Here is a 12,481-nt window from a genome sequence, read left to right as displayed (position 1 = left end):
GGAATACCTACTCAAAGTTATCAAATTCTTTCTGCGCGGGGAAAAATGCCAAATCCTTTTTATAGCCAAGCGATAAGACGAGCGATTCCAAAAGTGCGGCGGGAGTTCCGATCAGATATTTGTCGATTCCGTCGATTTTAATTTCTTCCACGGGAGCTCCGGACTCTTCGAAAAAGGATTGTAAGCCAGCGTCTCCGTATACGGGAACGCCGTCCTTTACAACCAAACGGATGCTATTCCAATCCGATTCGCAAAGGTTGAGGAACGGCTCTTCGGAATTGCGGCTGATCACGACCAAATCGGCCTTTTTTCCTTCCGCGATGGAACCCAATTCCTCATTCACTCGAAAGGCCTTTGCGGGATTGGACGTAACCATTTCGAAAAGGGTTCTCGGAGAAAGATCCTCTCCGTATTCACTTTGGTAAAAATTTCTCGCGGCTCGAATTTCCTCCAAAAGATTGAGAGATCCGCAGATGTTCGAATCCGTTCCGAGGCTGACGTTGATTCCTTTTTTTAAAACGTCCCGAATGTCCACCGTTCGTTCGTACAAATACAAATTCGCTTCCGGACACCAGACCAAATGCGCGCGTTTCCGGGCGATCAATTCGATGTCGGATTCGGACAAAACGACTCCGTGTACGAGAACGGTATGTTCGCCCAAACACCCCATTTGATCGAGAATTTTGAGAGAATTCCTGGATTCGGAATCGAATCCTTCCGCGATACGCGTGATGTACGGAATGTTTTCCTGAAGTGCTTTGGCATATTCTTCCTTCGGGCCTTCTCCCCAATTTAAGGAATACGTGCAGATGCTGTGGGAAAGAGAGTAACGGTTTAGGATTCGTACGGGAGACGACGCGACGAAAGGATCCTGCACGAAGTGAGGTATATGGTCCTGTACGGAAGTGGCGCCGGATACGATGTTCTTGTAGGCGCCGAGAAGATACAGTTGTTCGGGGTCGAGTTGTTGCCGTTCGGAAAAGACGATCGATGATTTTAGGTCGTTGTCCCAAGGAAGCCAATTTAGATACGGTTTGTTCGGAGCCACCCTAGGCAGATAGGAACTCAAAAGGTGATCGTGTCCGTTGATGAGGCCGGGATATACGTAAAGCCCGTTGAGATTCAGACGGATCCTTTTTCCCGGAGGAGGTCCGCCCGCGTTTACCGAGGATATGATTCCGTCTTTTACGACGATACTTCCGTTGGGAATCGTGCGGTTTTCCGCGACGATACAGGCGTTTACGATTTCGTATTCCATAATATTCTTATGTTTTGATTTTACCGGATATTTAGTTCGGGTTCTACCGCCGTCGAACCCCGGTTGAGTTGGAAATACAATCCTTTTCCGGATTCCAATACGCCGATGATTTTCTCCGAATCGACGGTTTCCCCTTCCGTCACCGATACACTTTTGAGGTTGGCGTAGACGCTCGAATAACCGTCCTTATGTTCCACGATGACATATTTTTTATATCCGTCCATTTGATCGATCACCGCGACCTTTCCCGCGGAGGCCGGCCTGACTTGGTTGTGTCTTGTCGCTTTAAAAAGAATTCCTTTGTGGGGAGCGAAACTGAGTCGGTTGTAGGGCGTTTCGAGAGGGGCTCTGGTTTTTAAGGGAAATCGAAGACGCGGTCGATTCGGATCCGAGTTTCCCTCCGAAATTTGGGTTCGTTTCGAGAAGTTCGTATTCGAGAGTTTGGCCGGATTCTCCTTTGTCTTTTTAAAAATTTTCAAATTTTCTCCGGGTATCAAAGGTTCTCCGTTTTTTTTACCGCTCCATTCCATGATCTTTCGATAATCCACGCCGAATTTTTTCCCCAAGGAATAATACGTATCCCCCTTTTGGACGGAGTAAATCGAAGGATTCTGCGAACCCGCGCCGAAGATTCGAAACGGAAACAGGAAAAAAAATAGTAGGATCGGGATCCGGATCAGTAGGCGGTCCATCTCTTTGAATATCGGCAACAACAGGGAAAACGGGAAGTTCGGAACGATTTGAAAATAAAAAAAAGAATCGGATTCGGAGACGGTCCAAAAATAACAAAGGAGCCTTTCGGCTCCTTTGTTCGAGGAAAGAATTTTCGTTTGAAACTCAATCTTCGTCTTTGTTGTTGACCTTGTATTTTTTCATCAACTCTTCCGCTACGTTTCTTGGAACCGGAGCGTATCGGGAGAATTCCATCGAGAATTCCGCCTTTCCTTGTGTTGAAGAACGTAACACGGTGGAGTATCCGAACATGTCCGCGAGAGGAACTTCCGCTTCCGTTTTACAGTAAGCGTCCTCTTCGGTCGTGTTCAGAATCATACCGCGTCTTTGGTTCAGAGATCCGAGGATCGCTCCTTGAAACTCGGAAGGTCCGTCCACTTCCACTTTCATGATCGGCTCGAGAATCTGAGGATTCGCCTTATTGAATCCTTGGCGGAACGCGTAACGACCCGCGATTTGGAACGCCATATCGGAAGAATCCACGTCATGGTACGCACCGTCGTTGATCACACAACGAACTCCGATGATCGGGAAGCCGATGAGAGATCCCCGCTCCAAACAGCTTTTGAATCCTTTGTCCACGGACTGTATGTATTCCCTCGGAATCGCTCCACCCACGACCTTGTTTACGAAATCGTAATTTAGGGTTTCTTCGAGCGGGATCGGTTCCATATAACCCGCAACACGACCGAACTGTCCCTGACCACCGGTTTGCTTTTTGTGGGTATAATCGAAATCCGCTTTGGAAGTGATCGTTTCACGGTAGGCGACCTGAGGAGCCCCCGTGATCAGTTCCACTCCGTATTCGCGTTTCATACGCTCGATATATACTTCGAGGTGAAGTTCTCCCATCCCTTTGATGATGGTTTGTCCGGATTCCGGATCCACGTGGGTTTGGAACGTCGGGTCTTCCTTGGTAAAACGGTTCAACGCTTTCGCGAGGTTGTTTAAGTGTTTCGATTCTTTGGCTTCGATGGTAAGGGAAATTACCGGAGCGGGAACGAACATGGATTCCATAGAAACCTTGAGTTTTCCGTCGGTGAACGTGTCCCCGGAAGCGCAATCGATTCCGAAAAGAGCGATGATATCCCCCGCTTCCGCGTAGTCGATATCTTCCATTTCATCGGAGTGCATTCGACAGAGTCGGCCTACGTTGTGCTTCTTATTATTCGACATGTTGTAGATGGTCATACCTTTGGAAAGTTTTCCTTGGTAGACGCGCACGTAAGTGAGCTGACCGTAACGTCCGTCTTCGAGTTTGAACGCGAGGCAAACGAGTGGTTTCTCGAAATTGGATTCGAGAACGATCATTTCTTCGTTGTTTGCTTGATCCAGCGCCTTGTTCTTAACGTCCACAGGGCTGGCGAGGTAATCCAAAACTCCGTCCAGAAGTTTTTGAACTCCTTTGTTTTTGAAGGCAGAACCCATGAAAACCGGAGTCATTTTGAGTTCGATCGTACCGGTACGGATCGCCTTTTTGATCATCTCTTCGGTAGGAGTTCCTTCGAGAAGGGCTTCGGTCAATTCGTCGGAGAACATGGAAGCCGCGTCCAAAAGTTCTTCGTGTTTCTTTTGTGCGAGTTCTTTGAGATCATCCGGAATTTCTCTTTCCTGGATGTCCATTCCGTCTTTTCCTTCAAAGTAGAAGGCTTTCATTTTGACGAGATCCACGATCCCTTTTAGGTCGTTTTCCAAACCGATCGGAATTTGAACCGGAACCGCGTTGTGTTTCAGCTTTTCTTTGAGCTGATCGATCACGCGGAAAGGGTTTGCGCCCGTTCTGTCGAGTTTGTTGATAAAAGCAACGCGAGGAACGTTGTACCGTCTCATCTGACGGTCAACCGTGATCGATTGAGATTGAACTCCCGCAACCCCGCAAAGAACGAGAATCGCAGAATCCAATACGCGGAGGGAACGTTCCACTTCTACCGTGAAGTCAACGTGACCTGGAGTATCGATGATGTTGATCGTATGATCTTTCCACTGGCAATAGGTCGCAGCGGACTGGATGGTGATTCCTCTTTCTCTTTCGAGGTCCATGCTGTCCATCTTCGCACCGACTCCGTCCTTTCCACGAACTTCGTGAATGGCGTGAATTCGGTTTGTATAAAACAGAATTCTTTCGGTAAGGGTCGTTTTTCCAGAATCGATATGGGCGGAAATCCCGATGTTTCTGGTTTTCAGAAGTTTTTCGCTCGGTTTGAATTCGGCTACAGCAGTGCTCATGGCCATCCTCTTATAAAAGATTGCAAATTTTCCGGTGAAATCACCGACGGGGAGCTTTGGAGAAAGTCCCTCAATTTACCAGATTCCAAAAAAGAGCGGTTTTGTAAACTCAAATCGGCCATTCAGCCGAGTAAGGCAGCATTTTTCATTTGCCCGGGAATGATTTTGAAAAATTATGATCTTTTGCGTCTCGAAGTCGGCGTTTTTTAGGAAGTTGGTAAACGTCGCTTTCGAGTGGAAATCGAATGCATCCGCTCAAACTCATCAAACGAAACGTTAATAGGATTGCGAAGGCGTTTCTTTTGTTATCGGTGGCGCGGACCCTCTGCTTGGGTTTTGCGGTCGCTATCGTGATCGGCTCTTTCGCCATTTATATCTCCGAATCCGGTCGTTTGTCCTACACCGTTTCCTTGTATCTCGCCACCTCTTCGATTTGTGTCACCGGACTTTCCCCGGTTTTATTGTCGGAACTCCACCGGTCCACACAGTGGATCATGATGTTTCTGATCCAGATCGGAGGATTGGGAATCATCACCTTTACCGTTTTGATCGGAGTGTTGGTCGTGCGAGGTTTGTCCCGGAGCACTCGATTGGCTTCTTTCGTCTACGAGGTCACGGACGCTCATTTCGCTAGGAGAATGATGGAAAAGAATTCCAATCATTCGGGAGCGGTTCCTTCCGGAAAAAAAAAGACGGAGGCGGAAGCGTCGTATGTACGACGAATGTTGCTTTCGTTGTTTAATATTTCTCTTACGATCGAATTTGTAGGAGCTACTCTTCTTTATTTTTTGATGCCGGAAACGGATCGATTGCCGGGAACTCCGAACCGTCTGTTTTTGAGTTTGTTCACTTCCGTTTCCGCGTTCAACAACGCTGGTTTTTCCATCGTGGACGATCTCAGTTTTCTTTCCAAGGATCCGATTTGTCTTTTGGTGATCCAGTTTTTGATCGTTATGGGCGGGATCGGATTTCCGGTGATCATCTTCATCGAAAAATCCCTTTTGGAAATTTTTCAGAAGTTTATGGGTAAGATCGAAACCGTGACCGAAACCTTTATGATGAGGAGAACCGTGTTGTTGGGAGAGGATCCTCCCGCTTGGTACATATTCGTGATCGCCACTTCCGTACGTCTGGAAGAAAGACTCGAAGTATATCGTAAGGAATTGTTCGGGGACGCGAACAGGATGCAGATGACGATCATCGTTTTGGGATCGTTGCTTTTGATCCATATCGGAGGAATTGCGATTCTTCTGATCGAGTACAACAACGTGGAAACGATCGGAAAGATGGGTTTTACGGAAAAACTCTTTAATTCGTTTTTTCTTTCGGTTTCTTCTAGGACGGCCGGATTCAACACCTTCGATATCACCGAAATCAGAAGTGCGACGTACGTTCTTTTGTGTTCGTTGATGTTCATCGGAGGAGGTCCTCAGGGCGCCGCGGGTGGAATCAAAATCACAACCTTCTTTATATTAATCTTATATTTGAAAAACGTAATCAGTCCTCAGGCAAGGGTTCAGATTTGGGGAGAAGAAGTTTCCAAAAACTCCGTCGCAATTTCCACTCGAATTTACTTTCTCGCGACCATTTCGCTCGTCATCTTTATGTTTTTGATCGGACTTGCCAACGGAAACAAACACGGAATTGAATCCGTCTTTTTTGAAGTGATGTCCGCTTTCGGTACCGTAGGTCTTACTTTAGGACTTACGCCTTATACCAACGACGTGGAAAAATTGCTCTACATCGCGTTGATGTTTATGGGAAGAATCGGAGCGTTCACGTTGTTGATCGCTTTTACGGGACATTCCGGTTTGGGTGATCTCGGAAGTAAGGACGACGGTCTTAAGATTCAAGTCGGTTAAGAATTCTTCACGAATCCCTTTTTCAAATTCAAAATACAACTTTTCAGTTTCGTTTTTTCGAAGAAAATTTTCCGCCATCCGAATTCGAATTCGTTTTCCGAGAACGTATCTTGAAGAACGGTTCTTGCCCTCGCGTTTCACAAAATGAGAATCCGATTTCCGGTCCGGGGTTTGGAAGAAGGGAGCAAAAGACGAAAAAAAAGTTGACGAGAGGGGAATGGGGTATATAAGTATATACAAAGAGAGAAGAAGTATATATGGCATTGAGCATCAAAGATCCGGAAACCGATTCATTGGCGAGAAAGTTGGCCAGTTTGACCGGCGAAACTTTGACTGAGGCAATTACAAATTCACTGCGGGAGAGGTTGGAACGTATGGAACATAATCTGAACGTACATTATTCCTTGGATGAGATAAACGAGATTTCTCGTCGTTTTCGTGAGCGGATCCGACAACCGATTTCTTCTTTAGATCATGGGGACGAACTCTACAATGAAGAAGGGTTGCCGGATTGATAGTGGATACTTCGGCTTTGCTGGCGATTCTCCTCCAAGAGGAAGAGCAAGAGAAATTCGTCTTAGCCATCATTTCTAACTCGAATTCTCGAATGTCCGTTGCGAATTATTTGGAAGCCGCGGTTCGAACGGATCGACTTAAGGATCCGGTTCTTTCCCGTTTATTGGACGATGCTCTGGCTAAATTAAAGATCAGCTTAGAGCCGGTGACGGTCGAGCAAATTCGATTGGCGCGAGAAGCCTATAAGGATTTTGGAAAAGGAAGCGGACATCCGGCGGGTTTAAACTTTGGAGATTGTTTTGCTTACGCTCTTGCGAAGGATCAAAAAGCTCCTTTGTTATTCAAAGGAGAAGATTTTCTTCATACGGATGTGGAACGAGCGAAGGCTTATTGAAATTCTGGTTGCAGTTCGATTTAAAAAGAAGAACGTCTGGCCGTGGATTATCAAATTCGAATTCAAAACCGACACTATCAGTTTTCGGATCTGAAAGGCGTTCTCGCAAAGGCAACTCCGTTTCGCTCCGGAGATATCTTAGCAGGTATTGCCGCGTTGAGTTATGAAGAACGAGTTGCGGCTCAGATGATTCTTGCCGAGCTTCCCTTATCCTTATTTTTAGAAGAACTATTGATTCCTTACGAGGAGGACGAGATCACTCGTTTGATCCTAGACGGTCACGATCCGATCGCTTTTGCGCCGATTTCTTCACTGAGCGTAGGAGAATTCAGAGAATTCTTATTGAATGAGAAAACGGATTCCGAGGTTTTGCGAAAGATCGCTCCCGGGATCACTCCGGAAATGGCCGCCGCGGTTTCCAAACTTTGTTCGATCCAAGACATGATCGCGATTTCCAAAAAATGTAGCGTGGTCACCAAATTTCGAAATACGATCGGCCTTCCCGGAAGATTGGCGACTCGTCTTCAACCCAACCATCCCACCGACGATCTCAAAGGGATTTCCGCGGGAATTTTGGACGGTCTTCTTTTAGGAAGCGGGGATGCGGTGATCGGAATCAATCCCGCGACGGATAATCTTCCTTCGGTACATTCTCTTTTGAATCTTTTGGATGCCCTGATTCGGAAATACGAAATTCCCACTCAGAGTTGCGTCTTGAGCCACGTGACCACCACGATGAAACTGATCGATCGCGGCGCGCCGGTGGATCTGGTCTTTCAATCCATCGGCGGAAGTCAGAAACTCAACGAAAGTTTCGGAATCGACTTGAAATTGTTAAACGAAGCGAGACAAGCCGCGCTTTCCCTGAATCGGGGCACGTTAGGCGACAACGTGATGTATTTCGAAACCGGTCAAGGCGCGGGTCTTTCCGCGGACGCCCACTGGAACGTGGATCAACAAACCCTTGAAACGAGGGCTTACGCGGTGGCGCGGGAATTTTCCCCGTTGCTCGTAAATACGGTCGTGGGTTTTATCGGACCGGAATATCTTTACAACGGAAAACAAATTCTTCGGGCCGGATTGGAGGATCATTTCTGCGGAAAACTTCTCGGTCTTCCTATGGGAGTGGACGTTTGTTACACCAATCACGCGGAAGCGGATGGGGACGATATGGACACGTTACTCACTCTTCTCGGTGTGGCGGGTTGTAATTATATCATGGGAATTCCCGGAGCGGACGACGTTATGCTCTCTTATCAAAGCACTTCGTTCCACGACGCTTTGTATCTGCGTCAAACGCTCGGTCTTCGACCGGCTCCCGAGTTCGAAACGTGGCTTTTGCAAAGGGGAATCCTGGATTCCCGTTTGATTCCGTCGGATCAGAAAAATCGCACGGCTCTTCTACCGGACTTGGAAACTTTGGCGGGTTGATATGGATTGGGAAGAATGGAAACGTTGGACCACGGCTCGCATCGGACTCGGACGTTGCGGGGTTTCGATTCCCACGCGGGAAGTTTTGCGGTTTCGTTTGGATCACGCGCGGGCTCGGGACGCGGTTTGGGCCTCGGTCGATTTTCGGGACGTATTCGATTTTTTGTCGGATCGGAATCTGAGCTTCGTAGAAATCCGATCCAAGGTTTCTTCTCGGGAGGAATATCTGGCACGGCCGGATCTCGGGAAAAAAATTTCCGCACAGGGGTTTCAAACCCTCGAAAAATTCAAGGAATCCGATCCTAAGTTTTCGGAGGAATTCGATCTGAGTCTCGTAGTGACGGACGGGCTTTCCGCGAGTGCGATCCGAGATTCTCTTCTTCCGTTTTTGGAATTTTTTTTGAAATCCCTCCAACGTTTGCGGATCAAAACGGCCCCGATCACAGTCGTGAAAAACGGAAGGGTCGCGATCGGCGACGAGGTGGGCGCTTTTTGGAAGGCCAAAACTTCGATCGTTTTGATCGGGGAGCGTCCGGGGCTTTCCACGGAAAATAGTCTGGGTTTGTATCTGACGTATCGACCTTCTCCCGGTCTTACCGACGAACGTAGGAATTGTATTTCCAATATTCGCCCGGGCGGAATGTCGTTCGCCGACGCTTCCCGCAAGGCATCCTATCTTTTGAATCTCGCCCTTCAAAAACGACTTTCCGGAATCCATCTGAAGGACGAGGAAACTTCCTCGCTTTCGGACGGTTCCCGATTCGATCTTATAAAAGAAGAATAAGGTCGCGTTTCGGTCTGCGTCCGGATGTTACTCCGGATTCGACTGGGCTCTTGGATTTTCCTTGATGATTTGAGGGTCGGCGGCGATTGTAACCGAGTATGCTCCTCCAGTATCTGAAATTGCTCCGGCTTCATCAGTGGATCAAAAACGTGATCCTCTTTGCTGGAATTATCTTCGCAAAAAAATTGACCGACTTCGAATCCGTGCAAAGGGTAATGGCCGCGTTTTTTCTTTTTTCACTCGTGGCGAGTTGTCAGTATGTGGTGAACGATTATCTGGATCGCAAAGAGGACGCGCTTCATCCCGAAAAAAAACACAGACCTCTCGCGTCCGGAAAACTGGATCCTTCCTTTGCGTTATTCATCACCGCGATCATTCTTCCTTTGTCCTTGATTTTATCCTATCTGTTACATCCTTCCTTTTTCGGATTGGTGACGTTTTATCTGGTCTTTAACGTTTTATACAGTAAGTTTCTCAAACATATGGTGATCCTGGACGTAATGAGCATCAGTATCGGATTCGTGATCCGCGCCATCGCGGGAGCGGTCGTCATCCACGTGACGTTTTCCTCCTGGATGTTGTTGTGTACGTTTATGCTCGCCTTGTTTTGGGGATTCTCCAAACGAAGAGGGGAGCTTATCATTTTGGAAGGAAACGCGAAAGGTCATCGGAAAATCCTCGACGAATACTCCACGAGTTTTCTGGATATGATGCTCGGAATCGTCGCGACGATGACCTTGATGAGTTACGTCCTGTACGTAACGAGTTCCACGACGATCGCCAACTTGGGAACCGATCGGATGATTTATACGATTCCGGTCGTGGTCTACGCGATCTTTCGTTCTTTGTACATCATCTATATCAAAAATATGGGACACAATCCCACCAAAGCGATCCTTTCCGACGGATACGTATTGGTCTCCGGAGTGATTTGGGTGATTTTGGTGATCGTAATTATGTATTCCGATTTCGGTAAGGGAATTCGATTCGATCTGTGATTCGTTTGCGTCCGGCGAGACGTCCGCTGACTTCGAAAGGATCGTTCGGCTTTGCAAAATCTCCCGGGTTGAAACGGTTGTTTCACCTGCAAGGATCGTTCGGTTTTACAAAGTCGTCCGTTTCCTGGAAACGGCGGAGTTCTAAAAACGGAACGTTTTCGGATTGGAAACGCGGTTTCGCGTAACGTTTTCGGAACGAATCCGAAGAAAAGTATATGCAAGAAATCTTAAAAAAGACGGGAAGTGTTCTGGTTTGGATTCTTCTTTTTTTGGGAATTACGATTTCGCTTTCGATCTTTAAGGCTTCGGATTTACGGCCGGGTTTATCCTTGGAAACTTTGCGTCCGTATCAGGGAGAAAAATTCGAATCGGAAAACAAGGTTTCGATCGTGTATTTTTGGGCGACCTGGTGCGGAGTTTGTTCGACCAATCTTCCTTTGGTGAAGTGGTATGCGGATTTGCTGGAGGACAGCCAACGCTTTCGTTTCGTTTCCGTCGAAGAAGGGGAAAATCCGGAGGAACTCAAACGGTATGTTCAGGAGCGCAATCTTCGGTTCGACGTTTTGGTCGCCGATGCGTCTTTACTTCGGGAATGGAAAGTCGGGGGATATCCTTCTTTTTTCGTTTTGGATCGTACCGGAAAAATCCGCTTTGCCGATTCCGGAATGATGAATCCGATCAGTTTCTTTTTCAGAATTTGGATCACGTCCCTTTTCCTTTAAAACCCCGATCCGATTTTTCGTTTCGGTAAATAAATTTCGAAATTTTCCTTTTGCGATTTCCGATCTTGATTGTAAAACGGGATTTTTTCCATCTATATAAGTGTTGAGGAATCTGTCCGGAACGGAAAAATTATTTATGAAACTGCGGCCTTTTTTTTTCCACGTTGTTCGTCTTGTGAGTGCGTTTTCGTTCTTATACGTTTGGACGGCTTCTGCCGGTTGTAAGAATAAATCCTTAGATAACGCGTGTAATCCGGAATCCAAATCCTATTGGGAATCGGTGTTTGTCAGTTTAGGTTCCGGAAACACGATTCCGTATTGCGCGGGAAATCCGGACGCCCCCCGTAATTTAACGTATTCCACTCCGACGATCGTCGGCAACGGGCTTCCCTTTTCGATCACTCCGTCCGTAATCGGAAGCGGGCTTCGATATTCCGTTTTTCCTTCGCTTCCCGCAGGCGCGACGATCGACGCTCTCACGGGAGTTCTTTCGGGTTCGTACATCGGCTTTGCCGGTTCGGATACGGTTTATACCGTAACTGCGGTAAATTCCTCCGGTTTCGTTTCCGCCTCCGTCGAATTGGTTTTTCTCGGTCCTTTGCCGTTGAAGACAGGACAAACGACTTGTTTCGACCCTGCCGGAAATCCGATCGGTTGTACGGGAACCGGGCAAGACGGACAGTTGCAAAACGGATCGATTCGAAGTTTTACGGGACCGACTTTGGTAAGCGGAACCGATTATACGACGACAGACAATCGCACCGGATTGGTTTGGAAAAGTTGTGCGGAAGGGCAAGCGGGAGCGACCTGCGTCGGCGCCCCGAATTCCACCGATTGGGCTACGGGAAGCGCGGCTTGCGCGAATTTGAATACGATTTCCTACGCCAATCGAACCGATTGGAGATTGCCTACGGTGCAGGAATTGGGTTCGATTCTTTTGTATGACGGTACGAATCCGGCTACGTTTGCCGCCTTTTTTCCGAATACAAGCGGTGTGGGTCATTGGACGTCCACACCGGTCGCTGGAGCTCCGGGTGATTATTGGTATGATTCTTTTACGGAAGGGGTAAACGGGAAATCCGGCCCGGTCGGTCCCAATCCTTCCCGTTGTGTGGGAGGTCCTACATTGCCGACGCCGTTGTTTCGGGATAACGGAGATTCCACCGTAACGGACGTAAATACCGGTTTGGTCTGGGTAAAATGTCCCGCGGGTTTGAGCGGAGCGGGTTGTACGACCGGTGCCGCGACCGTTACGGATTGGCAGAACGCTTTGTTGGCTTGTAATTCCCTCAATCAATCCGGAAGAGTTTGGCGTTTGCCTTCCATAAACGAATTGCGTTCCATCGCCGACTTGACCGGAACGTTTCCGATTTCCGCCATCAACTCGACCTACTTTCCCAACACACCGGCCGGAATTTTTTGGACTTCCAGCACGGGGACCGTTCCCGCAAACGCTTGGATCGTCGATTTCGGGGCCGGAAATCTCGTCGTTGATCAGGGAAAGGGCGCCGGAGGATCGATCCGTTGTGTAGCGACCGGACCGTGACGCGAATTTTGA

General features: G+C 47.9%; 11 protein-coding genes and 1 pseudogene. 9 read left to right on the top strand and 3 right to left on the bottom strand.

The genetic code is table 11. The features are described from left to right. Nucleotides 1-7 precede the first annotated feature (7 nt). The 3 genes from EHQ17_RS11955 to fusA form a co-directional block, all read right to left on the bottom strand. Entirely contained in the window at nucleotides 8-1,258 is a 1,251-nt protein-coding gene (locus EHQ17_RS11955; RefSeq protein ID WP_135594296.1) for an amidohydrolase family protein, read from the bottom strand. A 20-nt stretch (nucleotides 1,259-1,278) separates the two neighbouring features. Then, the gene (locus EHQ17_RS11950) at nucleotides 1,279-1,950 is read right to left on the bottom strand and encodes an LIC_10271 family cell wall hydrolase (RefSeq protein WP_135594294.1); all 672 of its coding nucleotides are present in this window, start codon (nucleotides 1,948-1,950) and stop codon (nucleotides 1,279-1,281) included. Between the two features lie 145 nt (nucleotides 1,951-2,095). Continuing rightward, complete coding sequence (gene fusA / locus EHQ17_RS11945) at nucleotides 2,096-4,216, bottom strand: elongation factor G (protein ID WP_135594292.1); 2,121 nt, start codon at nucleotides 4,214-4,216, stop codon at nucleotides 2,096-2,098. Nucleotides 4,217-4,235: 19 nt separating this feature from the next. Here fusA and EHQ17_RS20175 point away from each other — a divergent pair. The 9 genes and pseudogenes from EHQ17_RS20175 to EHQ17_RS11905 all read left to right on the top strand — a co-directional run bounded on the left by EHQ17_RS20175 (nucleotide 4,236) and on the right by EHQ17_RS11905 (nucleotide 12,469). Beyond that, nucleotides 4,236-4,426 (top strand): annotated as a pseudogene (locus EHQ17_RS20175) (hypothetical protein). A gap of 35 nt (nucleotides 4,427-4,461) precedes the next feature. Beyond that, on the top strand, nucleotides 4,462-6,078 hold the full coding sequence (locus tag EHQ17_RS11940; RefSeq protein WP_135594290.1) for a TrkH family potassium uptake protein: 1,617 nt from the start codon (nucleotides 4,462-4,464) through the stop codon (nucleotides 6,076-6,078). A gap of 257 nt (nucleotides 6,079-6,335) precedes the next feature. After that, on the top strand, nucleotides 6,336-6,593 hold the full coding sequence (locus EHQ17_RS11935; protein ID WP_135594288.1) for a type II toxin-antitoxin system VapB family antitoxin: 258 nt from the start codon (nucleotides 6,336-6,338) through the stop codon (nucleotides 6,591-6,593). A 2-nt stretch (nucleotides 6,594-6,595) separates the two neighbouring features. Then, the gene (locus tag EHQ17_RS11930) at nucleotides 6,596-6,988 is read left to right on the top strand and encodes a type II toxin-antitoxin system VapC family toxin (protein WP_210414542.1); all 393 of its coding nucleotides are present in this window, start codon (nucleotides 6,596-6,598) and stop codon (nucleotides 6,986-6,988) included. Between the two features lie 42 nt (nucleotides 6,989-7,030). Beyond that, a complete protein-coding gene (locus tag EHQ17_RS11925; RefSeq protein ID WP_135594284.1) occupies nucleotides 7,031-8,419 on the top strand; it encodes an ethanolamine ammonia-lyase subunit EutB in 1,389 nt (462 codons plus the stop codon). A gap of 1 nt (nucleotide 8,420) precedes the next feature. Then, nucleotides 8,421-9,203, top strand: a complete 783-nt coding sequence (gene eutC, locus EHQ17_RS11920) for an ethanolamine ammonia-lyase subunit EutC (RefSeq protein WP_135594282.1) — start codon at nucleotides 8,421-8,423, stop codon at nucleotides 9,201-9,203. 98 nt (nucleotides 9,204-9,301) lie between these two features. Continuing rightward, a complete protein-coding gene (locus EHQ17_RS11915) occupies nucleotides 9,302-10,201 on the top strand; it encodes a decaprenyl-phosphate phosphoribosyltransferase (RefSeq protein ID WP_135594280.1) in 900 nt (299 codons plus the stop codon). 215 nt (nucleotides 10,202-10,416) lie between these two features. Continuing rightward, a complete protein-coding gene (locus EHQ17_RS11910) occupies nucleotides 10,417-10,923 on the top strand; it encodes a TlpA family protein disulfide reductase (RefSeq protein WP_135594278.1) in 507 nt (168 codons plus the stop codon). 136 nt (nucleotides 10,924-11,059) lie between these two features. Continuing rightward, the gene (locus EHQ17_RS11905; protein WP_135594276.1) at nucleotides 11,060-12,469 is read left to right on the top strand and encodes an Lcl C-terminal domain-containing protein; all 1,410 of its coding nucleotides are present in this window, start codon (nucleotides 11,060-11,062) and stop codon (nucleotides 12,467-12,469) included. Nucleotides 12,470-12,481: the final 12 nt, after the last annotated feature.

It is taken from the genome of Leptospira gomenensis, assembly GCF_004770155.1.
Taxonomy (GTDB): Bacteria; Spirochaetota; Leptospiria; order Leptospirales; family Leptospiraceae; genus Leptospira; species Leptospira gomenensis.
The sequence above is the reverse complement of the archived record's forward strand: the minus strand, read 5'-3'. Positions and strand labels throughout refer to the sequence as shown.

What these genes read in the sequence shown, in the direction of transcription:
- EHQ17_RS11955 (WP_135594296.1), bottom strand. Translation starts at nt 1,258, where the DNA reads ATGGAATACGAAATCGTAAACGCCTGTATCGTCGCGGAAAACCGCACG.
- EHQ17_RS11950 (WP_135594294.1), bottom strand. Translation starts at nt 1,950, where the DNA reads ATGGACCGCCTACTGATCCGGATCCCGATCCTACTATTTTTTTTCCTG.
- fusA (WP_135594292.1), bottom strand. Translation starts at nt 4,216, where the DNA reads ATGAGCACTGCTGTAGCCGAATTCAAACCGAGCGAAAAACTTCTGAAA.
- EHQ17_RS11940 (WP_135594290.1), top strand. Translation starts at nt 4,462, where the DNA reads ATGCATCCGCTCAAACTCATCAAACGAAACGTTAATAGGATTGCGAAG.
- EHQ17_RS11935 (WP_135594288.1), top strand. Translation starts at nt 6,336, where the DNA reads ATGGCATTGAGCATCAAAGATCCGGAAACCGATTCATTGGCGAGAAAG.
- eutC (WP_135594282.1), top strand. Translation starts at nt 8,421, where the DNA reads ATGGATTGGGAAGAATGGAAACGTTGGACCACGGCTCGCATCGGACTC.
- EHQ17_RS11915 (WP_135594280.1), top strand. Translation starts at nt 9,302, where the DNA reads ATGCTCCTCCAGTATCTGAAATTGCTCCGGCTTCATCAGTGGATCAAA.
- EHQ17_RS11910 (WP_135594278.1), top strand. Translation starts at nt 10,417, where the DNA reads ATGCAAGAAATCTTAAAAAAGACGGGAAGTGTTCTGGTTTGGATTCTT.
- EHQ17_RS11905 (WP_135594276.1), top strand. Translation starts at nt 11,060, where the DNA reads ATGAAACTGCGGCCTTTTTTTTTCCACGTTGTTCGTCTTGTGAGTGCG.